Source organism: Streptomyces sp. NBC_01214 (assembly GCF_026340975.1).
In the GTDB taxonomy this organism is placed as follows: domain Bacteria; phylum Actinomycetota; class Actinomycetes; order Streptomycetales; family Streptomycetaceae; genus Streptomyces.
Window position 1 is genome coordinate 3708790 of sequence record NZ_JAPEOS010000001.1, and the last position, 25833, is coordinate 3734622.

At 72.7% G+C, this 25833-nt stretch carries 26 protein-coding genes; 15 read left to right on the plus strand and 11 right to left on the minus strand.

Going from position 1 to position 25833, the window contains the following annotated elements; all coding sequences use genetic code 11:
- Positions 1-213: 213 nt before the first annotated feature.
- The 3 genes from OG594_RS17350 to OG594_RS17360 form a co-directional block, all read right to left on the minus strand.
- Positions 214-816: a prealbumin-like fold domain-containing protein gene (locus tag OG594_RS17350; protein WP_266599811.1), complete on the minus strand. Its 603-nt coding sequence runs from the start codon at positions 814-816 to the stop codon at positions 214-216.
- 243 nt (positions 817-1059) lie between these two features.
- Positions 1060-2424 (minus strand): FAD-dependent oxidoreductase, encoded by a 1365-nt coding sequence (locus OG594_RS17355; RefSeq protein WP_266599813.1) that lies wholly within the window; start codon positions 2422-2424, stop codon positions 1060-1062.
- Between the two features lie 52 nt (positions 2425-2476).
- The gene (locus tag OG594_RS17360) at positions 2477-3202 is read right to left on the minus strand and encodes a DUF305 domain-containing protein (protein ID WP_266602991.1); all 726 of its coding nucleotides are present in this window, start codon (positions 3200-3202) and stop codon (positions 2477-2479) included.
- Positions 3203-3284: 82 nt separating this feature from the next.
- On the opposite strand from OG594_RS17360, the gene OG594_RS17365 reads away from it, so the two are divergent.
- Positions 3285-4769, plus strand: a complete 1485-nt coding sequence (locus OG594_RS17365) for an LVIVD repeat-containing protein (protein ID WP_266599815.1) — start codon at positions 3285-3287, stop codon at positions 4767-4769.
- A gap of 2 nt (positions 4770-4771) precedes the next feature.
- Here the strand turns inward: OG594_RS17365 and OG594_RS17370 are convergent, their stop codons facing one another.
- From OG594_RS17370 to OG594_RS17385, 4 genes are all read right to left on the minus strand, one after another.
- Complete coding sequence (locus OG594_RS17370; RefSeq protein WP_266599817.1) at positions 4772-5419, minus strand: TetR/AcrR family transcriptional regulator; 648 nt, start codon at positions 5417-5419, stop codon at positions 4772-4774.
- 102 nt (positions 5420-5521) lie between these two features.
- Entirely contained in the window at positions 5522-6181 is a 660-nt protein-coding gene (locus OG594_RS17375; protein ID WP_266599819.1) for a phosphatase PAP2 family protein, read from the minus strand.
- 327 nt (positions 6182-6508) lie between these two features.
- On the minus strand, positions 6509-7447 hold the full coding sequence (locus OG594_RS17380) for a M56 family metallopeptidase (RefSeq protein WP_266599821.1): 939 nt from the start codon (positions 7445-7447) through the stop codon (positions 6509-6511).
- Positions 7448-7528: 81 nt separating this feature from the next.
- Positions 7529-8080 (minus strand): DUF5134 domain-containing protein, encoded by a 552-nt coding sequence (locus tag OG594_RS17385; protein WP_266599823.1) that lies wholly within the window; start codon positions 8078-8080, stop codon positions 7529-7531.
- Positions 8081-8210: 130 nt separating this feature from the next.
- On the opposite strand from OG594_RS17385, the gene OG594_RS17390 reads away from it, so the two are divergent.
- The gene (locus OG594_RS17390; protein ID WP_266599825.1) at positions 8211-8750 is read left to right on the plus strand and encodes a GNAT family N-acetyltransferase; all 540 of its coding nucleotides are present in this window, start codon (positions 8211-8213) and stop codon (positions 8748-8750) included.
- A 33-nt stretch (positions 8751-8783) separates the two neighbouring features.
- On the opposite strand, the gene OG594_RS17395 is transcribed toward OG594_RS17390, so the two are convergent.
- Together OG594_RS17395 and OG594_RS17400 are read right to left on the minus strand one after the other, a co-directional pair.
- A complete protein-coding gene (locus OG594_RS17395) occupies positions 8784-9476 on the minus strand; it encodes a glycerophosphodiester phosphodiesterase family protein (protein WP_266599827.1) in 693 nt (230 codons plus the stop codon).
- 190 nt (positions 9477-9666) lie between these two features.
- The gene (locus OG594_RS17400) at positions 9667-10293 is read right to left on the minus strand and encodes a PadR family transcriptional regulator (RefSeq protein ID WP_266599829.1); all 627 of its coding nucleotides are present in this window, start codon (positions 10291-10293) and stop codon (positions 9667-9669) included.
- Between the two features lie 49 nt (positions 10294-10342).
- On the opposite strand from OG594_RS17400, the gene OG594_RS17405 reads away from it, so the two are divergent.
- The 5 genes from OG594_RS17405 to OG594_RS17425 all read left to right on the plus strand — a co-directional run bounded on the left by OG594_RS17405 (position 10343) and on the right by OG594_RS17425 (position 15651).
- Positions 10343-11464: an LLM class flavin-dependent oxidoreductase gene (locus OG594_RS17405; RefSeq protein WP_266599831.1), complete on the plus strand. Its 1122-nt coding sequence runs from the start codon at positions 10343-10345 to the stop codon at positions 11462-11464.
- Positions 11465-11699: 235 nt separating this feature from the next.
- Complete coding sequence (locus tag OG594_RS17410; RefSeq protein WP_266599833.1) at positions 11700-13106, plus strand: DUF6421 family protein; 1407 nt, start codon at positions 11700-11702, stop codon at positions 13104-13106.
- Positions 13107-13132: 26 nt separating this feature from the next.
- Positions 13133-13894 carry an SDR family NAD(P)-dependent oxidoreductase gene (locus OG594_RS17415; protein WP_030010776.1) on the plus strand — a complete coding sequence of 254 codons (762 nt, stop codon included), beginning with the start codon at positions 13133-13135 and terminating at the stop codon, positions 13892-13894.
- On the plus strand, positions 13891-14967 hold the full coding sequence (locus OG594_RS17420) for a low specificity L-threonine aldolase (protein WP_266599838.1): 1077 nt from the start codon (positions 13891-13893) through the stop codon (positions 14965-14967). Before OG594_RS17415 ends, OG594_RS17420 begins: the two co-directional genes overlap by 4 nt.
- An 84-nt stretch (positions 14968-15051) precedes the next feature.
- Positions 15052-15651 (plus strand): transglutaminase family protein, encoded by a 600-nt coding sequence (locus tag OG594_RS17425; protein WP_266599843.1) that lies wholly within the window; start codon positions 15052-15054, stop codon positions 15649-15651.
- On the opposite strand, the gene OG594_RS17430 is transcribed toward OG594_RS17425, so the two are convergent.
- Entirely contained in the window at positions 15587-16858 is a 1272-nt protein-coding gene (locus OG594_RS17430) for an MFS transporter (protein WP_266599845.1), read from the minus strand. The genes OG594_RS17425 and OG594_RS17430 overlap by 65 nt on opposite strands.
- Before the next feature lie 80 nt (positions 16859-16938).
- Here OG594_RS17430 and OG594_RS17435 point away from each other — a divergent pair, with 80 nt between their 5' ends.
- Complete coding sequence (locus tag OG594_RS17435) at positions 16939-17508, plus strand: CGNR zinc finger domain-containing protein (protein ID WP_266599847.1); 570 nt, start codon at positions 16939-16941, stop codon at positions 17506-17508.
- 299 nt (positions 17509-17807) lie between these two features.
- Positions 17808-18122 (plus strand): hypothetical protein, encoded by a 315-nt coding sequence (locus OG594_RS17440; protein WP_266599849.1) that lies wholly within the window; start codon positions 17808-17810, stop codon positions 18120-18122.
- 41 nt (positions 18123-18163) lie between these two features.
- Here OG594_RS17440 and OG594_RS17445 read toward each other — a convergent pair whose 3' ends face one another.
- Positions 18164-18886 (minus strand): 1-acyl-sn-glycerol-3-phosphate acyltransferase, encoded by a 723-nt coding sequence (locus tag OG594_RS17445; protein ID WP_030013039.1) that lies wholly within the window; start codon positions 18884-18886, stop codon positions 18164-18166.
- Positions 18887-19121: 235 nt separating this feature from the next.
- Here OG594_RS17445 and OG594_RS17450 point away from each other — a divergent pair, with 235 nt between their 5' ends.
- The 6 genes from OG594_RS17450 to OG594_RS17475 all read left to right on the plus strand — a co-directional run bounded on the left by OG594_RS17450 (position 19122) and on the right by OG594_RS17475 (position 25597).
- Positions 19122-19451, plus strand: a complete 330-nt coding sequence (locus tag OG594_RS17450; RefSeq protein ID WP_266599851.1) for a thioredoxin family protein — start codon at positions 19122-19124, stop codon at positions 19449-19451.
- A 288-nt stretch (positions 19452-19739) separates the two neighbouring features.
- Entirely contained in the window at positions 19740-20336 is a 597-nt protein-coding gene (locus OG594_RS17455; RefSeq protein ID WP_266599853.1) for a flavin reductase family protein, read from the plus strand.
- Between the two features lie 200 nt (positions 20337-20536).
- Positions 20537-21322, plus strand: coding sequence for an electron transfer flavoprotein subunit beta/FixA family protein (locus OG594_RS17460; RefSeq protein WP_030012969.1), 786 nt, complete (start codon positions 20537-20539; stop codon positions 21320-21322).
- 58 nt (positions 21323-21380) lie between these two features.
- Positions 21381-22343 carry an electron transfer flavoprotein subunit alpha/FixB family protein gene (locus OG594_RS17465; protein ID WP_189734140.1) on the plus strand — a complete coding sequence of 321 codons (963 nt, stop codon included), beginning with the start codon at positions 21381-21383 and terminating at the stop codon, positions 22341-22343.
- A gap of 235 nt (positions 22344-22578) precedes the next feature.
- Entirely contained in the window at positions 22579-24135 is a 1557-nt protein-coding gene (locus OG594_RS17470) for a serine/threonine-protein kinase (protein ID WP_266599858.1), read from the plus strand.
- Between the two features lie 163 nt (positions 24136-24298).
- Positions 24299-25597 (plus strand): aldolase/citrate lyase family protein, encoded by a 1299-nt coding sequence (locus tag OG594_RS17475; protein WP_266599860.1) that lies wholly within the window; start codon positions 24299-24301, stop codon positions 25595-25597.
- The last annotated feature ends 236 nt before the right edge of the window (positions 25598-25833 follow it).

The following is a 25833-nucleotide window of genomic DNA, read 5'->3' on the forward strand; positions in this document are numbered from 1 at the left end:
AGTCGAACACGGTGCCGGCCCAGTCGTTGGCCTGCCGAAGACCAGCCGCGTGAGCACGACGTCGCCGGCGCGCTGTGCCCGCGGGTTCATCCCCCACTCCTGCGAGCCGATGTCGCCCGTGGTGACCTCGATGTCCCTCCCGTTCTCCTCCATATGGGCGATGAGTTCGGCAGAGAGCTCCGAGAGGGGCGGCTCGGGCGACGGCACGGGCGGTCACACGGGCGTGGGCGTGTTCTCGGCGGTCACCGTCACGCCTTCGGCGATGTTCTCCGCCGTCAGTACCAGTGGGCCGAACACCGGGTTCAGGGGCAGGTCGTAACCGGGCGGGGCCTGGGTCTCCTGCCAGTAGTAGACGCCGGTCGGCAGGGTGCGGGTGCACGTGCCGTCGGCCGAGGTGGTGCAGGAGGCGCCGATCGGGGAGTCCGGGTCGCTGCCGGTGGTCTGGAGTCCCGGGATGCCGTTGGTCTCCTCCCAGAGCGCGAACACGGCGCCGGCCAGGGGGTCGCCGGTCAGCCCGTCCTCCTTGATCACCGTGACGTCACCGAGCGGCTCACCGGGGCCCTCGCAGCCGGGAGGCCCCGCCTCGCAGCGGGGCGGGGGGCACCACCCCCGGTGGCCGCCGGCCGCGGTGTGGTCCGGGCACCGGGCGGCACCCCCGGGAGCCTGGTGCGCGATGCCGGACTGGGTCCGGACCGCCGTGCCCGCCCCGGCCGCCGCCGCGTACGAGGACGTCGCCACCAGCAGCGCCGTCACCCCCATGGTGAGGACCCAGGGCCGCCACCCGTCCCGTGACCGGCGGAATCCGTTCGATGCCATGACACTCCATCCGCATGCTGCTCCGGGGCTTCGCTCCCGCGACATGATCGGCCCCCGCGCGCGGGCGGGCCCGGCGACACTCCCCGCACGAGGGCATCGCGGCCGGACGACCACCCGGAAGCACCTCCGCGAGGGCGGTGGCCGACGGCCGGCAGTCCCACGCGGCACGAGGTCGGGGGCGCCGCAGGAGCCCCGCCCCGCGGCCACGGAATCCCGGCAGGGGCGACGCCGGGGAGGGACGGCCTACGCCCCGCTCGAGCCGGCCGCGGCCAGCAGGCCGGTCCAGTCGGGGATCTTCACCGAGCGACGACCCAGGGAGCGCCCCAGCTCGACTTCGGCCGCCTCGATGGCCAGCCAGCCCGGCCACTCCACCGCGTGCAGGCCCGCCGCCCGCAGGGCGTCCAGCGGGTCCCCGAGGAGCTCGCGCCGGGCCAGTGCCCCCGCGTCCTGGAGCAGCGAGGACACGGTCTCCTTGGCGCAGGGCCGGTTCGTGCCGATCACCCCGGTCGGGCCGCGCTTGATCCAGCCCGCCACGTACTCGCCGACCGAGGCCCGGCCCGCGCGCAGCACCCGGCCCGCCGCATGCGGGACCGTGCCCTTCGCCGGGTCGAAGGGCAGCCCGGCGAGCGGAACGCCCCGGTACCCGACCGAGCGCAGCACCAACTGCGCCTCGATGTCCTCGTGGGCGCCCGTCCCGATCACCCCGCCCCGGCCGTCCGGGGCGGTGCGCTCGAAACGCACCCCGGTGACCCGGCCGTCCGGCCCGCCCAGGATCTCCACCGGGCGCAGGTAGAACCGCAGCGCGATCCGGCGCGGCCCCTCGCCCGGGGCCTCCCCGGCCCAGCCCCGCAGCACCTCCAGGTTCCGCCGCGCCACCGCCGGCAGGGCGGCGGCCGCCCCCGGGTCGGCGTACACGGGGTCGAGGGTCAGCTCGGCCGGATCGGCCCAGCTGTCCACGCCCGGCAGCGTGCCCAGTTCACGCAGCTCCTTGGTGGTGAACTTGCCCTGCGAGGGACCGCGCCGGGCCACCATCGCCACCGCGCGCACCCCGCTCTGCGCCAGCGCGCCGAGGGCCGGCTGCGGCATGTCCGTCGGTTCCAGTTCGGCCCGGCCCCGGGCCAGGATCCGCGTCACGTCCACCGCGACGTTGCCGGCCCCGACGACCACCGCCGCATCCACGCCGGGCAGGTCGAAGGCCTCGGCGGCGGCGTCCGGGTGCCCGCTGTACCAGGACACGAAGGCCGTGGCGGAGTGCACCCCGGTCAGCTCCTCGCCGGGGATCCCCAGCATCCGGTCGCGGGCCGCGCCCACGCAGTACACCACCGCGTGGTACAGCTCCAGCAGCCGGCTCGTGGGCAGCGCCTCCCCGCCGACCTCGACGTTGCCGAGGAAGCGGATCCGCTCGTCCTCCAGCACGGTGCGCAGGTTGCCCTGGAGCGACTTGATCTTCTCGTGGTCCGGGGCGACCCCGTACCGGACGAGCCCGTAGGGGGCGGGGAGCCGGTCGAGCACGTCCACCCGCACCCCGGGCACTTCGCGCTGCTGCACCAGGGTCTGGGCCGCGTAGACCCCGCTGGGGCCCGATCCGACGACGGCGACACGAAGCACGGCGGAGCTCCTCCCGCAGGTGGTCCCAGCATGACACCGGCCCCCCGCGGAGTCAGCCCATCGTGCGCATCCGGTGGATCTCGGCGCTCTGCGTGGCCACCACCTCGGTGGCCATCTCCTCCACCGCCACGTTGTTCCCGCCCGCGAGCGCCTCGCCCGCCATCTTCACGGCGCCCTCGTGGTGGGCGGTCATCAGCTTCAGGAAGAGCCGGTCGAAGTCGGTCCCCCCGGCCGCGGCCAGTTCCGCCAGCTGCTGCTCGGTCGCCATGCCCGGCATCGCGCCGTGGTCGTGACCCGCCGCCGGGGCCGCGGGCGTGGCCGGGGCCCCGGGCGCGGCCGGTGCTGCGGGCGTGGTCGTGGCGGGGTGGCGGGCCAACCACTTCTCCATCGCGCCGATTTCGGGCTTCTGGGCCGCCGTGATCCGTTCCGCCAGCCGTTTGACCGCGTCCGCCGCGGCCCGCTCCGGTGCCAGCGCGCTCATCGTCAGGGCCTGCCGGTGGTGTTCGATCATGCGGGAGACGTAGGCGTGGTCGGCGGCGTTCGGGCTGTCGTCGGGCTTCGCCTTCGCGGCCTCTTCGGGGGTGAGGCGGCGGGCCGCCTCGCCCGGCCGGCCCGGCGCGACGACCGTGGCCCGTCCGTCGTCGGCCCGGTCCGTACCGCGGTCCCCCTGGCAGCCGGAGAGCGTCAGCAGGAGGCCGGCGGCGGCCGCCAGCACTGCGGTGAACCGGACGGGCGGCGCCGGTAAGGCCCGGCGTCCAACCCCTGGGTCTTTTGCCATGTCCATGAAAGGAAGATACTTCCGGGGTCCTGGTTCTGCTCCCTCGCGGGCGGAACCGATCGGACTCTCAAGGGAGGGCACAGTGACCTCGCTACACACCAGCCGGGTGCGGAACAGGAGGGTGGGGGTGGCCGTCGCCGCGGCCGGACTCCTCGCCACGCTCCTGGCGGCCGGACCGGCGGCCGCGACCCCCGACCCGGGCGACTTGGCGCCCGCCAGCGCGCACCAGCACGGCGCCGGCCCCGCCGAGGGCCGGGAGCAAGCCCCGGGCGACATCCCCGGCCAGGACGAGATCGTGCACAGCGCCAACGTCAAGCACGTGGCCAACATCCCCAGCAGCGACCCCACGGGGATCAACACCGACCTGGCCTTCCAGGGCAGGTACGCCTACGCGGGCAGCTACAGCGGCTTCACCATCTACGACATCGCGAACCCGAAGGCGCCGAAGACCGTCACCCAGGTGCTCTGCCCCGGCGGTCAGAACGACGTCTCCGTCCACGGCGACCTGCTCTTCCTCTCCACCGACTCCTCGCGCAGCGACGACTCCTGCAACAGCGTCCCGCAGCCCGCCACGGAGAAGTCCTCGTGGGAGGGCATCAAGATCTTCGACATCAAGGACAAGAAGAACCCCAAGTACGTCAAGTCCGTCGAGACCGCCTGCGGTTCACACACCCACACCCTGGTGCCGGGCGACCGCGACATCTACCTCTACGTCGCCTCGTACTCCCCGAACGAGGCCTTCCCCGACTGCAAGCCGCCGCACGACGGCATCTCGGTCGTGAAGGTCCCGAAGAAGGCACCGACGAAGGCCGCGGTCGTCGCCTTCCCCGTCCTCTTCCCCGACGGCGGCAACCCGGGCGAGCCCACCCACCCCGGCGTCTCCAAGACCACCGGCTGCCACGACATCACCGTGCTGCCGTCGAAGGACCTGGCCGCCGGCGCCTGCATGGGTGACGGCATCCTCTTCGATATCAGCGAGCCCGAGCAGCCGAGGGTCATCGACCGCGTCCAGGACAACGTGAACTTCGCGTTCTGGCACTCGGCCACCTTCAACGAGCGCGCGAACAAGGTGGTGTTCACCGACGAACTCGGCGGCGGTGGCGGCGCCACCTGCAACGAGGCCACCGGTCCCGACCGCGGCGCCGACGGGATCTACGACATCACCGGCCGCGGGGACCAGCGCAAACTCGCCTTCCGCAGCTACTTCAAGATCCCGCGCCACCAGGCCGACACCGAGAACTGCGTGGCCCACAACGGTTCGCTGGTCCCGGTCGGCGGCGGCCGCGACATCATGGTGCAGGCCTGGTACCAGGGCGGCGTCTCCGTATGGGAGTTCACCGACTCCGCCCGGCCCAGGGAGATCGCCTACTTCGAGCGCGGACCGCTGACGACGGACCAGCTCGGACTCGGCGGGTCCTGGTCGGCGTACTACTACAACGGGCACGTCTACTCGAACGACATCGTCAAGGGCCTCGACGTGCTGCGGCTCGACGACCGGCGTACCGACAGCGCCAAGCGGGTCCGGATGGACCGGCTCAACGTGCAGACCCAGCCCGAGTACCACTGACCTCAGGGGTGCGGCGGGTGCGAAGGGGGTGAGGGAGGCGTTCCGCCGGGCGGCCCGCCGTCCGGCGGAACGCCGAGCCCCCAGTCCAGCCCGTAGCGCTGGAACAGATCCGCCCGCAGCCGCTGCGCCGGCATCGGGGCGCCGGGCAGCAGGACCGCCACGACCGCGCCCATCAGCCGGGCCCGCAGCAGCGGATAGTCCGCGTCCGGGTCCGCCGAGCCGTACCGCACGACGGTGTCCCGCAGCAGCTCCGCCAGCCGTTGCTGCTCGGGGCACTGCACGAAGCCCTCGGCCGTGAGGATGCCCGCCATGTGCGTGCGCATCAGCAGGGGTTCGTCCCGGGCGAGCCCCAGGACCGCGTCGACGGCACGCGCGAGCCTCTCGCGCCCGCACTCGCTGCGGGGCTCCCGCTCCAGCGCGGCGTGCAGGGTGAGGTACATCAGCCGGTGCACCGCGGACTGCAACAACTGCCTTTTGCCCGGGAAGTAGTACGAGACCAGGCCGCGTGCCGTGCCCGCCCGGTCGGCGATGTCGCCGAGCGTCGTGGCCTCGTAGCCGTGCTCGGCCACGAGTTCGACCGTGGACTGCAGCAGCCGCTCCCGGGAACGTCTGCGCAATTCTTCATTGACCGATGCGCTGCGCGGGGACATGCTTACTCCTGCGTTGACTGGCTCCTGGCCAATATACTCAGCGCACGGGGTCGCCTGCTCTGGGTGACACGGGGGATCATCCAGGGCAGGCACGCCGTACCCTCACCGTTCCACCGGGTCGCAACCGCGTTCGCGGACGGGCCCGGACGTCGCGAGAGCCACCAGGGCCACTCCCAGGAGCCAGCCCGCCAGCACGTCCGACGACCAGTGCACCCCGAGGTACACGCGGGTGAAGCCGACCCCGAGCACCGAGACCACGGCCACCGCCCAGGCGGCGACCACCCAGGCGACCCGGACCCGGCCCGGGGCCGGGCGGGGGAGCAGCCACAGCAGCAGTCCGCACACCACCGTCGCCGTCATGGCGTGGCCGGACGGGTAGGCCGCGTACTGCGCCGAGTCCACCGGATCTGGCCACACCGGACGCTCCCGCCCCACCAGAGCCTTCAGCCCCTGCTGTAGCGCCGAGGCCGCCAGGGTCGCCAGGGCCACCCGCAGCGCCCGCCCCCGATCGCCCCGCCACCACAACAGCGCGCAGGCGAGCGCCGCCAGTGCCCGCATGGTCCAGGGATCCCACACCCAGTCGCTCAGCACCTGCATCAGGTGCGTGACCCCGGGGTGGGTGACGGCGTGGGCGTGGAGATCACGGGCCACCCGCTCGTCGTGGGCGAGCAGCGGCCGCCACTGCGCGACCACCAGCGCCGTCAGGACCGCCGCGAGCAGGGCGCAGCCGATGCCCGTCCACCGAAAGTGATCGTTCCGCATACCGAGATCCTCGCACCGTCGCCCGCCCGGCGGCCCCGGGCAGCGCCGGGCGTGCGGTCCGTCGACCGCCACCCGTGCGAAGTGGGCCGCGCTCCGGCCGAGTTGCGGCGCCGCCTTGCCCTCGCACGGCGCGTACTGGCCCTGACCAGGCCGGTACGGAGCCGTGCCGGGAGCGGCGGGGACAGCCGTGCAGCCGTCCTCGTGTGCGAGATGTCGACCGTACGGGTGGCGGGCGGGGGCCGTCCCGGGACGTCCGCGGAGGCGCCCTCGCTCAGGCGCAGGATCCGCGGCGGACGCTGCCCGGGGTCAGGATCCGCGGCGGACGGCTCAGGCCAGGGCGCTCAGCCCCGGTACGAAGGCCACCAGCAGCGGGATCGCCGGGACCAGCGTGGCCAGCGCCGTCAGCCGCAGCCGGCGGCCGGGGGAGAGCCGGGGCGTCGCCGACAGCAGCCTGCGCACCCGCTGCGGAACGTGGGCGTGCTCGGGCGAGGAAGCCGCGAACACCCCCCGGTCCTCGTTGAGTCCGACCAGCGCGAGCGCGATCGTCAGCCGGCCGAACCGCCGGGAGGCCACGTCGTCGGCGGCCATCTCCACCAGCCGGTGCATCTCCGCCTCGAACGCCGCGAAGACCGGAACCTGCGGGAAGCCCCGGGCCAGCGCCCGCGAACAGTTCAGCAGCCAGTCGTGTCGGGCCGCCGCGTGACCCTGCTCGTGCGCCAGCACCGCGTCCAGCTGGCTGCCCTTGAGCCGGCCCAGCGCCGCCGTCGTGATCACCAGCTGCGGGGCCGCTCCCGGCAGCCACCAGGCGTCCGGCCGGGGACCCTCCAGAACGACGAGCCGCGCGCCCGTGGGGTCCTCCCCGGGCAGCAGCGGGGCCCGCACCAGCAGTTCGCTGCCCTGCGCGCGCCGTCGGGCCCGCGCCCGCAGCACCTCACCGGTCAGCATCGCCCCGGTCCACAGCCCGCCGCCCGCCAACACGAGCGCGGTGGCGGCGGCCCAGGGCCCGCCGGCCGCGCCCAGGGCGTAGGCGTCGACCACCCCGCGCGGGGCGGAGGCGAACAGCCGGCCCCGGACCTCCTGCCAGGCGGCCGCCGCGCTCAGCAGCATCGACAGCCCGAAGCACAGGAGCACGGCGCCGACCACGCACTGCCAGACCCACAGCGCGACGACCGGCTCGCGCTCGGGCCATCGGGCCCGGGCCAGCAGACGGGGGGCGAGCACCGCGGTCAGGGCGCCGAGCAACAGGAGAACGGCGGGGACCATCATGGTCGCCAGCCTATGAGCGAGGGGCTACCTGCGGGTACGCCCTCGGGCCATTGGTGACGCAGGACACGTCCGGCGCCGCCGTCACATCGTGAGCAGCATGGCCAACATCCCCATTCCCATGGCGAGTCGGCAGGCGCGGACGAGTTCGGTGGGTCCGCCCCGCTCGGCGATCGGTCGCGGGGACACGGTGTCGCCGGCGGTGATCAGCCGGGTGCCGCCGAGCACCACGTACCCGGCGTAGTAGAGGAGCAGCGCGCCCGTCAGCAGGGGCGGCCCGGCCGCCTGGGAGTGCTCCTGCCCGTGCTCCGACGCGGGCCCGGCCAGCAGGACCATGTAGACCATCGTCAGCGAGCCCACCAGATGGTGCGCGTGGTGCGGTCCGCCCCGCAGCAGCCACAGGGCGTGCAGGGCCGCGCCGCAGAAGACCACGCCCAGCACGGTCGCCCGCCACCCGTCGCCAAGCCCGCCGAGGGGCACGGCCATCAGGGCCATCCCGAATCCCATCACCGCCTCCGCGGCGGCTCCGTCCGACCCCCGCGCCCGCCGCAGGCAGTACGCACCGCTCACCGCGCACAGCAGCACCAGTAGCCAGGAGGAGACGGAAGTGGTGAGGGAAGAGGCGGAACCGTGCACGGCGGAACCTCCCGGTTCGTCGGCGTCACGGGGAGAGATGCCCCTCTCACACCACCCTCACGCGGCTCCGGGATACGCTCTCCCTGCCTTCCCGGCATGTCATATGCCGCCGCACTGAACGGAGCGCCCGATGTCGACCGCCCAGCACGCCGCCCTGAGTTTCCGAAGCGCCGTCGAGGCGGACGTGTCGGAACTGGTGGAACTCGTCGAGTCCGCCTACCGCGGGGACGCGAGCCGGGCCGGCTGGACCACCGAGGCGGACTACCTGGACGGGCAGCGCACCGACCCGGACGGCGTCCGCGCCGTCATCGCCGCCCCGGACGGGGTCCTGCTCGTCGTCGAGCGCGCGGGCCAGCTCGTCGCCTGCTGCCAACTCGAACACCGGGACGACCACGTCTACTTCGGGATGTTCGCGGTCCGCCCCGGTCTCCAGGGCGGTGGCCTCGGCAAGGAGATCCTGGCCGAGGCCGAGCGCCGCGCCCGCGAGACGTGGGGCGCCAAGGAGATGCGGATGACGGTGGTGCACGTACGGGAGGAGCTCATCGCCTACTACGTGCGCCGCGGTTACCGGCGCACCGGCGAGATGAGCCCCTTCCCCTACGGTGACGAGCGCTTCGGCGTTCCGCTCCGCAACGACCTCGCCTTCGAGCTGCTGGTCAAGTCGCTCTGAGCGCAGGCCATCCCGCGCCGTCCCCGGACGCCGTCAGGCGGTGAAGCGGCCGGTGCTGCGGATCTCCGGGAAGTCCGTGGCCGCAGCGTCCAGTCCGAGTGCCCGCGCGAGTCGCAACAGGTCCAGGGTGTCCACCGCCCGGCCCGTCACGCGCAGGCCGGCCGCGTGCGCCGACTCCACCGTCTCCAGGCTGAGCCGGTGGATGTACACGGCGATCGCCGCGGCGCCCACGGCCAGTGCCCGGTCCACGACGGACGCGGCTCCGCTGCCGGGGGAGGCCGCGTGCAGCACGGTCCGTACGCCCGGCACCAGCCGGGCCGTCTCCGCGAGCACCGCCTCCCGGTCGGAGGCCACCTCCACCCGGGAGGTCAGGTCGCGGCGCAGCATCAGCTCGGCGAGCACCGGAGTCGTGGCCAGGTCGGCGACGAAGACCTGGAGCGGCACCCGGACCGCGTCCAGGACCTCCTCCAGGACGGGTACGTGCTCGCCCTGTCCGGCGTCCAGCCCGCGCAGCTCGGCCAGGGTCAGATCGGCGACGGCCCCCGAGCCGTCCGTGGTCCGGTCCACCTCGGGGTCGTGCACGGCGACGAGGGCTCCGTCCTTGCTCAGGCGCAGGTCCAGGGCGATGACGTCCATGCCACAACGTTCCGCTCGGAGATACGACCGCAGGGTGTTCTCCGGTTCGACACCCATGACCCCGCGGTGACCGATGGTGAGGAAAGTCAAGGTTCTCTCGCTTCCGTCGACGGCGGCTCCCCGCGCGGCTTCGGTGTCCCGACCGGCCGCGCGCGATGAGGTCGCATGCTAGTGCGCCGCGGGTGCGAAGGGACCGGGCGTGCACGGCCCCGGAGGAGCGTCCCGGCCGCTTCCCGCCAGGGTCGTGCGCTCCACCGGGAGCGGTGCCGCGCCTGTCGCATCACCCGGGCGTGGGCGCGTCTCCGTCGGCTTGACGGCCCGGTTCCGCACGGTGCCCGGCGAGCCCGTCCAGGTCGGTGAGCAGGGCCTCAGCGAGCTCCAGTTCGGCCAGGTGCTGCCGCTCGCTCCAGCGCAGCGCCAGGGTCGGGAAGGTCCATTCCGGAACGCCGCTCGCGTGTTCCATGGCCTCCCGTACGGCGGCCAGTTCGCCCCGGGTGCGCTCCAGGTGCTCGTCGACCATCGCGCGCAGCCGCTCCGGCTCGGCCAGGTGGCCGAGCCAGATCCGCAGCAGCAGCCCGTGCTTGAGCACGGGGGGTCCGGCCTCACCGGTGTCGGCGGCCCAGTCGGCCAGCGCGCCCCGTCCCGCGTCGGTGATGGCGTAGCGCCGCTTGGCGCGCGCCTCCTCGGGTCCCGAGCGCACGGAGGCCGCGTAGCCCAGTTCCTCCAGACGGCGCAGCTCTGCGTAGATCTGGCTGATCGCCGGTGACCAGTAGAAGAAGCGCAGGGAGGAGTCCGCCCACTTCTTCAGCTCGTAGCCGGTCCGCTCGCCGGGGAAGGAGAGCAGGCCGAGAACGGCCCACGCGGTCGGCGGCAGCTCTTGCTTCTTCGACTCCTGACTACTAGTCATATTTCGAATTGAAGTGAGACCGGGTACGCGATCCAACCCTGGAGGCACAGTGAAATTCTCCGTGATCTTCGAAGCCCAACTTGCCGACCCGACGGTGGAACGGGAGCACCGGCTCATCCGCGATTGCGTCGAGCAGGCCGTGCTCGCCGAACGCATGGGATTCGACCGGATCTGGGCGGTCGAGCACCACTCGCTCAAGTGGTACGCCCACATGAGTGCCCCCGAGATCTTCCTGACCTGGGTCGCGGCCAGGACGAACACCATACGCATCGGCCACGGCGTCGTGTGCATGCCCTTCAACTTCAACCACCCGGTGCGGGTCGCGGAGCGGGCCGCCATGCTCGACCTGCTCTCGGGAGGGCGCCTCGACCTCGGGGCCGGGCGCGGCGGCACCGAGCAGGAGACCTCGCTGTGCGGGGTGGACCGGGACCGCACCGCGGCCGAGGTCGAGGAGGCCCTGCGGATCATCGGTAGCGCCTGGCAGGAGGAGGAGCTGGAGTACCACGGCGAGCTGATCGACATCGACCCGCACCCGATCCTGCCGAGGCCGCGGCAGACCCCGCACCCACCGCTGTTCCTGGCGTGCAGCCGGGGCGAGACCCTGGTCCGGGCGGCCGAGCTGGGGATCGGGGCGCTGGTGATGGGCTTCGCCGGCCCCGAGTCCATCGCGCGGATGCGCTCCGTCTACGACGCGGCGATCGCCGGGCGGGACGGCAGCCGGTTCGTGTCCACCGTGGTCAACGACCACTTCTCCGTGCTGTGCCCGACGATCGTGCTCGACGACCGGGAGGAGGCGCGCCGGATCGGTACCCGAGGGCAGCGGTTCTTCGCCCAGTCCATCGGCCACTGGTACGGCGGGGCCGGCGTACCGGACGAGGCCGTGGTGGCGGGTGCGGACGAGGCCGCGGAGATGCGCAGGGCGGCCGAGCAGGTGGTGGCCCGGCTGCACGAGCTGGACATTCCGGTCCGGCCGACGTCGACGGCCACCTTCAACGCCGACCACGCGTACGGGACCGCCGACGATGCGATCGCGTACGTGGAGCGGCTGCGGGAGGCGGGTGCCGACGAGATCATGTGCCTGATCCAGATGGGCACGGTGGAGCAGGAGGCCTGCCTGGAGACCTTGAGGCAATGGGGCGAAAAGGTCATTCCACACTTTCGAGGCGTGTGATCTGCGCCTCTGCGGCCCCTCGGGCTCCGCCCGTCGCGTCCCGACCGACGGGCGGCTTTAGGCCGGAGAAGCCTTGGCGCAATTGGGCGGAGTGGTCGGTTCCGCAGCAACGAACGGGAAGACTTCCGGTGAAATGGGGGGTGAGGCAGGATAATTTCCCGAGTTCCCTCTTGAGGGGGAGAGCCTCGCGCGCATACTCTGCCCATACGTGAGGTTCTCCTGTGGAGGAAGTGACATGACGGAAACTCTTGTGCCCGGTACCGGCGGCGCCGTGATAACCGCCGGAGCGCGGGTGGTAGACCACCCCGCGTGGCCCGAGCTCAAGGCCGCCGTGGAGGAGATCCGGCCCTGGCAGGCCACGGACGGCTCCATCGACTTCGAGGTCGAGGGCGCGCACGGCCGTGCCACCGTCCTGGCCGCGGTGGAACGCGTGATCGCGGCGGTCGAGACGCTGTCGCCGCTGCTCCCGCACGGGGCCGCGTACCACCGGGCCCTCGTCGCCGACCTGCGCAAGTGGGCCGCGGACGACTTCAAGGTCCCGGACTTCCTCGACTCCCTGCTGGCCTTCCACCCGGCCGCCGAGCGCGCCGACGGGCTCCAGCACCTCGTCGTCTTCCCCATGTACACCCAGAACGGCAACCTGGACCGCAACCTGGAAGCCGTCGTGCTCAAGATGGTGTGGCCCGAGTGGCTCGCCGAGCTGGAGCGCACCCGGTACGACAACCCGCTCTTCCTCGGCATCACCTTCGAGGACTTCACCCCGGGCTACGACACCCACTCCGCCGTGCTCTTCCCGGAGACCATCGCCGTGCGCGAGGCCCCCGAGCGCTTCACCTGGGGCGGCATCTTCTGCGACCGCGAGGCCGCCCGCTACCGCAAGGTGACCGAGGCCGCCGTCGACATCCTGGGCATCGACCTGCCCGAGGACATCGCCCGCATGGTCGAGGACCAGGAGCGCTGCGAGAAGGCGTTCGTCCTGTGGGACATGGTCCACGACCGCACCCACAGCCACGGCGACCTGCCGTTCGACCCCTTCATGATCAAGCAGCGCCAGCCGTTCTGGATGTACGGCCTCGAGGAGCTGCGCTGCGACCTCACCGCCTTCAAGGAGGCCGTGAAGCTGGAGTCCGAGGGCAACGAGCACGGCCGTGACGTGCAGTACGCCGTCCTCTTCGACCGGATGTTCCGCTTCCCGGTCTCCGGCGACCGCAACCGCAACTACGACGGCCTCGGTGGCCAGCTGCTCTTCGCGTACCTCCACAAGCACGACGTCGTGCGCTGGACGGACAACAAGCTGAAGATCGACTGGATGCGCGCCCCGCAGGTCACCAACCAGCTGTGCGCCGAGATCGAGGACCTGTACCGGGCCGGCATCGACCGCCCGAAGCTCGTGCACTGGTTCAAGGCGTACGAGCTGGTCTCCACCTACCTCGCCCCGCACCCGGGCTCCAAGTGGGCCAAGGGCCCCGACGCCCTGGACCTGACGCAGCCGCCGCGCAAGCTCGTGGACGACGTGCTTCCGGACGAGTTTCCGCTCAGCATGTTCTTTGAGGCGCTCGCCAAGAAGCTCAAGGGCACGATCGCAGCGACCAAGGGCATCACCGCCCTGAACGCGGAGCAGGCCGAGCGAGTCGCCGCGTGAGCACTCGCCCACAGGAGGCTGCACAGATGAACGGCTCCGGGAACGGCAACGGAAAGCTGCACGGAGCGGTGGTGGCGGTGGCCGGGGCCGGCGGGCCCGCCGGCCGCGCCACCCTGCTCCGCCTCGCCGAGGCGGGTGCGGTGGTCATCGCGTCCGACGCCGATCCGGCGCGCCTCGCGGAGGCCGTGGACGCAGCGCGCTACGCCCACGGTGGCGCCACCATCACCGGTGACACCGTGGACCTGCTCGACCTGGACGCCACCAAGGCCTGGGCCGAGCAGACCGAGAAGGAGTTCGGCCGGATCGACGGCCTGGTGCACCTCGTCGGCGGCTGGCGCGGCAGCAAGACCTTCACCGATACGGACCTCGCGGACTGGACCTTCCTGGAGAAGCTCCTCATCCGCACGGTCCAGCACACCTCGCTGGCCTTCCACGACGGGCTGCTGCGCAGCGACCGCGGGCGCTACGTGCTGATCAGCCAGTCCGGGGCGCACAAGCCGGTCGCCAACAACGCCGCGTACAACGCGGGCAAGGCGGCGGCCGAGGCCTGGACCCTGGCCATGGCGGACTCCTTCCGCAAGGCGGGGGGTGACGAGGGCCCCGGAGCGGCAGCTGCGATCCTGGTCATCAAGGCACTGGTGCACGAGGCGATGCGCGCCGAGCGTCCCAATGCGAAGTTCGCGGGCTTCACCGACGTGACGGAACTGGCCGAGGCCATCGCCGGCGTCTGGGAGCGGCCCGCCATCGATGTGAACGGACAGCGTCTGTGGCTCACTCCGCAACCGTGACAACCGAGGCAGGGAAGACCGACGCCCGGCGCCACCACGACCCGGCGGTGCGCGGGTTCGCGAGCGACAACTACGCGGGAGTGCATCCGGAGGTCCTGGCCGCCGTCGCGCTCGCCAACGGCGGCCACCAGGTCGCCTACGGCGAGGACGACTACACCGAACACCTGCAAAAGGTCATGCGCAGCCACTTCGGGCCGTACGCAGAAGCCTTCCCGGTCTTCAACGGCACCGGCGCGAACGTCACCGCCCTCCAGGCGATGACGGACCGCTGGGGCGCCGTGATCTGCGCCAAGAGCGCCCACATCAACGTGGACGAGGGCGGCGCGCCGGAGCGGATGGCGGGCCTCAAGCTGCTCGCCGTGCCGACCCCGGACGGCAAGCTCACCCCCGAGCTGATCGACCAGGAGGCCTGGGGCTTCGAGGACGAGCACCGGGCGATGCCGCAGGTCGTGTCGATCACCCAGAACACCGAGCTGGGCACGGTCTACACGCCGGACGAGATCAAGGCCATTTGCGAGCACGCCCACGGGCTCGGCATGAAGGTCCACCTCGACGGTGCCCGGATAGCCAACGCCGCGGCCTCCCTCGACGTGCCGATGCGCGCCTTCACCAACGCGGTCGGCGTGGACGTGCTGTCGTACGGCGGCACCAAGAACGGCATGATGTTCGGCGAGGCCGTGGTGGTGCTCAACCCGGACGCGGTCCGGCAGATGAAGCACATCCGCAAGATGTCGATGCAGCTCGCGTCCAAGATGCGCTTCGTGTCGGTGCAGCTGGAGGCCCTGCTCGCCAAGGACCTGTGGCTGCGCAACGCCCGGCACGCCAACGCGATGGCGCAGCGTCTCGCCGCCGGCGTGCGCGAGACGGACGGCGTGGAGATCCTCTACCCGGTGCAGGCGAACGCGGTGTTCGCGCGGCTGCCCCACGAGGTCTCGCGGCGGCTCCAGAAGCGATACCGCTTCTACTTCTGGGACGAGGCCGCGGGTGACGTCCGCTGGATGTGCGGTTTCGACACCCAGGAAGAGGACGTGGACGGCTTCCTCCAGGCGCTGAAGGAAGAGCTGGCGCGCTAGTCGGCACATCCGAAGAATTGCATAGCTATACCCCCGACCGTAAATCCATTGATCTACGGTCGGGGGTTTGCCTATGCTCCGGCCATGCAGCTGATCCAACAGAGCCCGGACATCCACGCCTACTTGGCGTCCGATGGGGTGATCGACCACTGGAATCCGGTCGTACAGGAAATCGCCGACGCCCTCTGGTCCGCCAGTGGCGACGCATATTCATACGCGAAGGTCGCCTTCGAGTACGTCCGCGACGCCATCCCGCACTCGGGCGATTCGGGCGACCCGCGCGTCGTCTGGCGGGCGTCCGACGTCCTCGCCGTGCCGGGCGGCATCTGCTACGCCAAATCCCATGCCCTCGTCGCCCTGCTGCGCGCCCAGGGCGTCCCGGGGGCCCTGTGCTACCAGCGCCTCGCCGACGACGACGGTGCGAACCCCGTCGTGCACGGCCTGATCGCCCTGCGGCTGCCCGGCAGCACCCGCTGGTCCCGCCTCGACCCGCGCGGCAACAAGCCCGGCGTGGACGCCCGGTTCGACCTCGACCGGGAACGGCTGGCCTTCCCCGTACGCCCGGAACTCGGCGAGATCGACTACCCCGAGCTCTGCGCCGCCCCGCACCCGGCCGTGCTCAGGGCCCTTCAGGAGTCCGCGGACCGGCCGCAGTCGTGGCGGAACCTGCCGACGGCCCTGTAGCACCGGCGCGGGCGGGCCGTCCGCGCCGTCCGGGCCGGCGGGGGCGTCCGGGCTCCGGCGCCACCGCCAGGACGTGCAGCAGCGCCGACGCGAGCAGCAGCCCGGCGATCCCGGTCAGCAGCGCCGCCGCGGGCGCGTCGGCCACGATCCCCACCAGGGCCGCCCCGGTCGACGCCGCCGTCACCTTCAGTCCCGCGCCCAGGGTGAACACCTGGGTCCGCACCTCCTCCGGCGCGTACTGTGCGCGGATCCGCAGCGTGGCCGTGAGCAGCGGCCCGTCGCACACCCCGGCGAGCGCGAACAGCGCCGCCGTCACGGCCACCGACGGGGCGAACGCGGCCGCCGCGAGGGCCGCCCCGGTCCCGGCCAGCGCCCACCGCACCAGCCGGCCGGGTTCCGCGGACGTCATCCGGCCCAGCGTGAGCGAGCCCCCCAGTGCGCCCACCGCGAAGGCCGTCATCAGCACGCCCCCGCCGCCCGGGCTGCCGAGCTCCGTGGCCAGCAGCACCGAAACGGTGGTGAGCGATCCGATGCCCACGAAGCCCAGGGTCGTCGCCGAGGTGACCGCCCGCAGCTCAGGGACCCGCCACAGGGCCGCGAGCCCCGCGCCCAGCCCGGCCCGGGGCGCGCCGGGAGCCCGGCCCGCGCCCTGGTCCTCGTACGGGAGGGTGGCCGCCAGTGCGGCCGCCAGGGCTCCGGACGCCGCCAGGACGGCCATGGCGGGTCCGGCCGAGCCCAGCGCCGCGACCAGGCCGACCGCCGCCGGCGCGGTGACGGCCGCCGCGTTGTAGGTCGCCGCGTCCCAGCCGTACGCCCGGTCCCGCCCGGGTCCTGCCGGAACCAGGCCGGTGATCAGGCTGGACAGCCCGCCCGTCACCATCGGCCCGCAGGAGCCGCCGAGCACCGCCACGACCAGCACCAGCGGGGCGGGGGCCCGGCCCAGCAGGGCGGTCAGCGCCGCGACGGCCGTCGCGAACCCGGCCAGGGCGCCGACGTGGAACAGGCGCGGCCGGCGGGTCCGGGCCGCGGCGGCGCCGGCGAGCGGGGCCGCCAGGACGTGCGGGGCCAGCCAGGCCGTCAGGACGAACGCCCCGTGCGCCGCGCTCCCGGTGCGCTCCAGGGCCAGCAGCACCACGGCCATGCCCATGCCCTCCGAGGCGATGCGTGCGGCCAGCGCCGCCGCGAGGTACCGCCCGAACCCGCCCATGGGACCCTCCCCCGTATGATGTAACGCCATAGACGCGCAAGACGTTACGCCATGCGCGTGTATCGCGAAAGGATGTGCGGATGGACGTGCGGACGGGTGATGCACGGGGCGGCTTCTCGGCGGCCCGGAGGCTGATCGACCTCGCCGAAGCGGTCCGGGCGACCCCCGAACTGCCCCGCGCCGCGCTCGCGGAGCTGCTGGCCGGGCACGGGGAGCGTCCCGCCGACCTCACGCAGGAGGCGTTCCCCGAGGCGAGCGCGGCCGAACTGCGCGCCGCGGCCCGGCGGATGGGCGAGGTGCTCGGGGAGGGCGACGAGGACCGCGCTGCCGAGGCCCTCAACGCGCTGTTCGCGGAGTACGGCACCCGCCCCCGCCTGACCCGACACGACGGCCACCCCTGGCACCTGCACGTCGACCGGGGCGACGAGGCCGGTTGGGGCGATTGGTTCCTCGCTTCGGGCGCCCTCGCGCTGGCCCAGCTGCTCACGGAGTACGGGCGGATCGCCTGGGGCGCCTGCGCCGCGGCGGGCTGCGGGCGGTTCTTCCTCGCCACCGGGCCGGGGAGCGCGCGCCGCTACTGCTCCGGCAGCTGTGCCACGCGGGCGCGGGTCGCGGCCCACCGCCGGCGGAAGACGGAGGGGGAGGGCTGAGGCCCGCGCGAAGTCCGCTCGCCCCCGATCGTGCGAGGTCGCCGTCGCCGTCGCCGTCGCCGCGTACGGCCACGCGCTCGCGCACACCGGTGGGCGGTCGGACCGGGGACCCTTCGATCCGTCAAGCCACGAGATCCAGCGGCATGACGGGAGACGCCGGGTGCGCCCTACTGGAGGGATCATTCCGGCTTCCTTCGCGAGGAGAACGGTCATGACCCACCACGTTCGACCCCGACTCCGATCCTGACCCCGACGCCGCGCCCTGCCTCGTGGCCTCGACCGCCATCGCCGCGGGAGGCGTGCTCGTACCCACGACCGCGTTCGCCGCCACCCCGACGGCGCCGCACGGGATCGCGGCGGACGGCACCGACGGCGGGGTGCACGTCCCGGCCGGCGGGCAGCAGTGGCAGTGCTTCGCCGCCCCGTGCGAACCCCCCGGCCACACCGGTCCGGAAGCGGACCCGCACGACGCGTGGGACCCCTACGGCACGTGGGACCCCTACGGCACGTGGGGCGGGCACCGTCCCGGCAGGAACGGTGACGCCGGGGTGCACGTCCCGGACGGGGAGCCGCAGTGGCAGTGCTTCGCCGCGCCCGGCGGTGCCCGGTACTGAGTACCGGCGGCCCGGGAGCCCTGCGTCACGGGCGGAGCCGATCAGCCGGCGTCGCGGACCTCGGCCGCCGTCGGCGCGGTTCCGCCCAGGTGGGCCGGGAGCCACCACGAGTCGTCGGCGCCCTTGGGCTTCTCCGGGTAGGCGCGCTGCGCGGCGTCGAGCAGCTCCTGCACGCGCTCGCGCAGCCGACGGGTGATGGCGCCGGCGTACTGGTCGGCCGGGGCCTCCACAGGCTCGCCCACGCGCATCGTCACCGGGATGTGGCTGCGCTTGAGGTTCTTCGGACGGCCCTTGGTCCACAGCCGCTGGGTGCCCCACAGCGCCACCGGGATCAGCGGGACCCCGGCCTCCTGCGCCATGCGCGCGGCACCCGACTTGAAGCTCTTGAGCGTGAAGGACTGGGAGATCGTCGCCTCGGGGAAGACGCCGATGATCTCGCCGGCCCGCAGCGAGTCCAGGGCGTGCTGGTAGGCGGCCTCGCCCTGCTTGCGGTCGACGGGGATGTGCTTCATCGCGCGCATCAGCGGACCGGACACCTTGTGCCGGAACACCGACTCCTTGGCCATGAAACGGACCAGGCGCTTCTGCGGCCGCGCCGTCAGGCCGGCGAAGATGAAGTCGAGGTATCCGATGTGGTTCGACACCAGGACCGCACCGCCCTTGCGGGGGATGTTCTCGGTGCCCTTCATGTCGATACGGATGTCCAGCGCGCGGAAGAGTCCGTGCGCGGCGCCGATCACCGGAGGGTAGACGAGCTCAGCCATGGTGGGGAGACCCCGCTTTCTGCCTGGGGAGGTGCTCCCGGCCGGAAGTTACGGAAGCGTAGGTACGCGACCATGGGGATCGTGCCCCATACGCGGCCCGCTGGCCAGTCCAGAAGCCCCTACCCGGCGAGATTCTCATCACGCCGGGAATGTCGCGGGCCCGTGGAGCGCTCCGATCCACGGACGAGCGTACGAGGATGACGTACGCGGACGAAATGCGGCGAGGGGAGCGCGGGTGCTCGAGCAGGAAGACGCGCGGACCCGGTTGGGCGCGGCCGAACTGGGCGCGGAACCGGGGGAGCGGGCCAGCCTGGTGCAGTTCTCCAGCGCCTTCTGCCAGCCCTGCCGGGCCACGCGGCGGATCCTCGCCGAGGTCGCGGCGATGGTGGACGGGGTGGCGCACATCGAGATCGACGCGGAGGAGCGGCTCGCACTGGTGCGGGCCCTCGGGATCGAGAAGACCCCGACCGTGCTGGTCCTGGACCGGGCGGGCCGGATCGTGCGGCGGGCGGCCGGAATGCCGCGCAAGGTGGACGTGATCGCCGCCCTCGGGGCGGCCGTATGACGCGCGGCCCGGCCGTCGGCCGGCCCGACGCGGCGGGGCCGGTGGGGCCGGAGGCGCCGGTGCGCGCGCCCGCACACAGCGTGACGCGCCTGACATCTGCCCGATCTCGCTTGACTGCGTCCACGGGAGATCGCCACGCTGGCGGCATGCGGTATGAACTCCTGCTCTACGGACGGGTCCATGTGGACCTCGTCCGCCACGCGAGCGCGCGCTGTCGGGGCCACTGAACAGCCCGGCCCCCGATCCCCGACAGCGCCCGCGTGTCCCGCGGCAGAAGGCAGAACCCTGATGACTGCTCCGACGGTCCCGACAGTCCCGACGGTCCCGACGGCTCCGTCCCCCCGCTCCCCCCTCTCCCCCCGCTCCGGCGCCGGAACCGCTACCGACACGGTCACCGGGACGGCCCGCACGGGCTCGCCCGACCTGCTGCGTTCGGTCTTCCGACAGCACGCCGCGGGGGTCGCGGTGATCACCGCCCAGGACTGCGGGCGCCCGGTGGGGTTCACCGCCACTTCGCTCAATTCCGTCTCCGCCGATCCGCCTCTGCTGTCCTTCACGATCTCCACCGGGGCCTCCAGCTGGCCCGCGGTGCGCGACAGCGAGTACCTCGGCGTCCACATACTGGGCGAGCACCAACGGGAGTTGGCGGGCCTGTTCGCCCGCAGCGGAGCCGACCGCTTCGGACCGCCGACCGGTTGGGCCAGCGGCCCGCACGGGGTGCCGGTGCTGGACGACGTACTGGCGTGGCTGGTCTGCCGGGTGGTCGCACGTGTGCCCGCCGGCGAACATCGTGTGATCATCGCTGAGGCGGTCATCGGGGACCCGGCCGGAGAAGGCCGCCCCCTGCTGTACCACCAGGGACGCTTCAACGCGTTGCGCGACTGAATCGTCCCTGCTGGGCAGGCTTGGGCGGCGTTGGGCAGATCACAGCTCACCAGCCTTGCGGCTTGGCGGGACCCACGATGTACTGACGAGTAACATTCCCTTCGGAGCGCGGGCCGCCCCGACCGGGATCCGCCCGACAAGGCGCCTATGCTGCCTGCATAAGGCGGTACCAGAAAAGACGATGCGGTAGGAGAGCCGGCGTGAGCCTGAGGATCGTTGTCTGTGTGAAGTACGTGCCCGACGCCACGGGCGACCGGCAGTTCACCGAGGACTTGACCGTCAACCGTGACGACGTCGACGGCCTGCTGTCGGAGCTCGACGAGTACGCCGTCGAGCAGGCGCTGCAGATCGCCGACGAGGCCGACGATGCCGAGATCACCGTTCTGACGGTGGGCCCCGAGGACGCCAAGGACGCGCTGCGCAAGGCGCTCTCGATGGGCGCCGACAAGGCCATCCACGTCGAGGACGACGACCTGCACGGCAGCGACGTCATGGGCACCTCGCTGGTGCTCGCCAAGGCCATCGAGAAGGCCGGTTACGACCTGGTCATCACCGGCATGGCGTCGACCGACGGCACCATGGGCGTGCTGCCGGCGATCCTGGCCGAGCGCCTGGGCGTCCCGCAGGTCACCCTGCTCTCCGAGGTCAAGGTCGAGGACGGCACCGTGACCGGCCGCCGCGACGGCGACACCGCGAGCGAGCAGCTGGAGGCCTCCCTCCCCGCGCTCGTCTCGGTGACGGACCAGTCGGGCGAGGCCCGCTACCCGTCCTTCAAGGGCATCATGGCCGCCAAGAAGAAGCCGGTCGAGTCCTGGGACCTGTCCGACCTGGACCTGGAGTCCGACGAGGTCGGCCTCGAAGGCTCCTGGACCGCGGTCGACTCCGCGGCGCAGCGCCCGGCCCGTACCGCCGGCACGATCGTCAAGGACGAGGGCGAGGGCGGCAAGCAGCTGGCCGAGTTCCTGGCCGGCCAGAAGTTCATCTAAGAACCTCGGCCACCCCTCTTAGCCCCCAGACACTTCGCAATCGCAGGAGAGCAGTCCCATGGCTGAAGTTCTCGTCTACGTCGACCACGTGGACGGCGCCGTCCGCAAGCCCACCCTCGAGCTGCTGACGCTGGCCCGCCGCATCGGCGAGCCCGTCGCCGTCGCCCTGGGCGCCGGTGCCGACGCCACCGCCGCGGTGCTCGCCGAGCACGGCGCGGTCAAGGTCCTCACCGCCGACGCCCCCGAGTTCACCGAGTACCTCGTGGTACCGAAGGTGGACGCGCTCCAGGCCGCGTACGACGCCGTCTCCCCGGCCGCCGTGCTCGTCCCGTCCTCCGCCGAGGGCAAGGAGATCGCCGCCCGCCTGGCCGTCCGCATCGGCTCGGGCATCATCACCGACGCCATCGACCTGGAGGCGGGTGACGAGGGCCCGGTCGCGACGCAGTCCGCCTTCGCCGCGTCGTTCACCACCAAGTCCCGCGTCTCCAAGGGCACCCCGGTCATCACCGTGAAGCCGAACTCGGCCCCGGTCGAGGCCGCCCCGGCCGCCGGCGCCGTCGAGGCGCTCGCCGTCACCTTCGGCGCCCTGGCCACCGGCACCAAGGTCACCGGTCGCACCCCGCGCGAGTCGACCGGTCGCCCCGAGCTGACCGAGGCCGCGATCGTCGTCTCCGGCGGCCGTGGCGTCAACGGTGCCGAGAACTTCCACGTCATCGAGGACCTCGCGGACTCCCTCGGTGCGGCCGTCGGCGCCTCGCGTGCCGCCGTGGACGCCGGCTGGTACCCGCACTCCAACCAGGTCGGCCAGACCGGCAAGTCGGTCTCCCCGCAGCTGTACATCGCCTCCGGCATCTCGGGCGCGATCCAGCACCGGGCCGGCATGCAGACCTCGAAGACCATCGTGGCCATCAACAAGGACGCCGAGGCCCCGATCTTCGACCTCGTCGACTACGGCGTCGTCGGCGACCTCTTCGCCGTCGTCCCGCAGCTGACCGACGAGATCAAGGCGCGCAAGGGCTAGTCGCCCCGACCCCCGGGACGAGGACGCGACGCGTACCGGGTGCACGAACGAATGAGGGCCTTCCGGGGCCGGTGCGGACGGTGACGTCCCCACCGGACCGGGAGGCCCTCGTCGTCTCCGGCCCTCGTTGTTCCCGAACGGGGGGTGCTCCGCCAACTCCTCTCGTGCGGCCGGCGCAGGGCCGTACGCTGCGATCAGCCCGGGGAGGGCGGGAACGGGGGAGGGAGTTCTTCCGATGCGGGGCGCGTTACTGGAGGGGCGCTACCGGCTGGAGCGCAGGCTCGGGGCCGGTGGGATGGGCGAGGTGTGGCAGGCGCGGGACCTGCGGCTCGACCGGGAGGTCGCGGTCAAGGTGATCGCCCGGGGCGTGGCCGGTGACCACCTCCTGGAGGAGCGGTTCCGAAAAGAGGCCCGCACGGCCGCGGGCCTGACCCATCCCCGGATCGTGACCGTCCACGACCACGGCGAGGTCGAGGTCGACGGCCGCCCGGTGCTCTTCCTCGTGATGGAGCTGGTGCGCGGGAGGCCCCTGACCGCCGTGCTGCGCGACCACCGCTCGGGCGTGGACCCGGCCGCCGTGGGCCGGTGGGCGGTCCAGATCTGCGAGGGCCTCGCCGCGGCGCACCGGGCCGGTGTGGTCCACCGGGACATCAAGCCGGCCAACATCATGGTCCACGGGTCCGCCGAGGCCGACGTCACCCTCTGCGACTTCGGCATCGCCCGCCTCGCGGAGGAGACCGGGACCGGTCTGACGGCCACGGGCGCGGCCCTCGGCACGCCGACCTACATGTCCCCGGAGCAGGCGCGCGGCGACCGTCGCATCGACGGCCGCAGCGACCTGTACTCCCTCGGCTGCGTGCTGTACGAACTGCTGGCCGGCAGGCCGCCGTTCACCGGCTCCGGGCTGTCGGTGCTCTCGCAGCACCTCACGGGCGAGCCCGTTCCGATCAGGGACCTCCGGCCCGCGGTGCCCGAGGAACTGGAACGGCTGGTGCTGGAGCTACTGGCCAAGGATCCCGCGGCGCGCCCGGCCGATGCGCAGCTGGTGATCGACCGGTTGCGCGAGGCGGCGACCGGTGCCCGCTCCCGCTCGCGATCCCGGTCCCGGTCCCGCTCCCGGACCGTGGCCGATCGGACGCCCGGGCGCGAGATCGGGACCGCCGTGGAGACCGATCCGCCCGCGCCGGCTCCCGGTGTGCGCACCGGGTCCCGCCACCCGATTGCGGCCCCGTCGGTACCCGGAGCCCGGCCGCGGCTCCTGTGGGCTTCGCTGCTCGGCTCCGCCGGGGCGTACGCCCAGCTCGTCGCCGTGGACGAATGGGACGCGACGGCCGCCGGGACGTTCGGTCTCGCACTCGCCTGTCTGGTGGCGCTGCTCGCCTTGATGAGTTCCTCCGACGTGGCCGACGAGGACAACCACGGGCTCGGGACGGCGCTGTCGGCCAGCATCTACATCGGGGTGCTGCTGCTGTTGTGGCCGCCGGCCCCGTGGTGGGTGGGCGTGCTGGTCCTGCTCCTGTCGGGGGTCGTGCTGCTGTTGCTGTCCTACCTCGTCCATGAGCTGGTGGGTGCGGTGGTCCGGCGGGACCCGTGGGTGGCCTGGCTCGGCACCGAGGCCGGGCTGTTCAACGCGGTGCTGTTCGGCGGCATCATGGCCGACGACGGGAGGGCCGTCTACGCGGCGGTGGGCTGGGGGCTGGCGATGTGGCCGGCCGCGGCCCTCGTCACGGCCTTCTTCGTTCCCCGCCTGGGGGCGGCGCAGGCCCCGCCTGATCCGGCTCGTAGCAGCTGACCTGCGTACTCTCCGGCTCCGGGGCCGTGTGGTGTTTGTCACCGCGGGGCCCTGAGTCGTTTGTCCAGGACGGCAGGGGGACCATTGACGGAGCGGAACCCCGTGACTAAATTCTGCTATGCGGATCTAAGCTTCCGTGAAGTGGAAAAGAGGAGAGTGCACGATGGGTCAGCAGGAGAAGGTGGCGACGAGCCTCGCAGGCGCGGTCAGCGAGGGCATCAGCGCCTCCCTCGCGCCGGTGGACGCGGAACTCGCGCGCCACTACCCGGGCGACCCCGGCACCCGGCAGCCCATCCACACGGTCTACGTACCCGGTGACGTCTTCGCCGCGGACACCATCCGCTCCTGGGGCGACCAGGCCCTCGCCGCCCTCGACGAGCACGCCCCGGACGCCGCCACCTTCGCCAAGGTGCTCGGCATCTCCGACGAGCTGGCCGTACCCGTCTACGACCGGGTCCGCGCCAAGCTGCTCAGCGAGCCGGTCGAGGACCTCCGCGTCGACTTCGAGGACGGCTTCGGCGTCCGGTCCGACGAGGAGGAGGACCAGGCCGCGGCCCGCGCCGCCCGCCTCGTCTCGGAGGCCTTCTCCAACGGCACCAACGCGCCGTACATGGGCATCCGCATGAAGTGCATGGAGTCCAACGTCCGCGACCGCGGCATCCGCACCACGGACATCTTCCTCTCCGGCCTGCTCGAGCACGGCGGCCTTCCCGAGGGCCTCGTCCTGACCCTTCCGAAGGTCACCTACGCCGAGCAGGTCAGCGCCTTCGTCAAGCTGCTGGAGGCCTTCGAGACCGCCCGGGGCCTGCGCCCGGGCCGAATCGGCTTCGAGATCCAGATCGAGACCAGCCAGTCCATCGTCGCCTCCGACGGCACCGCTACGGTCGCCCGGATGATCGAGGCCTCCCAGGGCCGCGCCACCGGCCTGCACTACGGCACCTTCGACTACAGCGCCTGCGTCGGCGTCTCCGCCGCGTACCAGTCGAGCGACCACCCCGCCGCCGACCACGCGAAGGCGATCATGCAGGTCGCGGCCGCCGGCACCGGCGTACGCGTCTCAGACGGCTCGACCAACGTCCTGCCGATCGGCACCACCGAGCACGTCCACGAGGCGTGGAAGCTGCACTACGGCCTCACCCGCCGCGCCCTGGCCCGCGCCTACTACCAGGGCTGGGACATGCACCCGGCGCACCTGCCGACCCGTTACGCGGCCGTCTTCACCTTCTACCGCGAGGGCCTGGAGGCCGCCGCCGCGCGCCTGAAGGCGTACGTGGCCAAGATCGAGGGCGACGTGATGGACGAGCCGGCCACGGCCAAGGCCCTGGCCGGTTACCTGGTCCGCGGGCTCGACTGCGGCGCGGTCGGCACCGACGAGGTCACCGCCCTCACCGGCCTGACCCGCGCGGAACTGGACGCCTTCGCCATCCCGCGCCGCTCGGCCACCCTGACGGCCACCAACTGATCCCGGCGCCACGAGCGGCCCGGCCCCGGACCACCGGGGCCGGGCCGCCGGCGCGTGCGGACCCGGCAGCATCCGTAACCGCAGGGTGCCGTCCTCCCCGGCGGCCGCGAAGGCCCCCCAGGACGGCGCCGGCGGTGCGCCCGGTCAGCGGCAGGCGCGAGGCGGCCCGGTGGCCGTCGGGCCCGTCCGGTGTCCACGGGGCCGCGGGGGCGCGCTCCCGCGGGAACTCCGGTCCG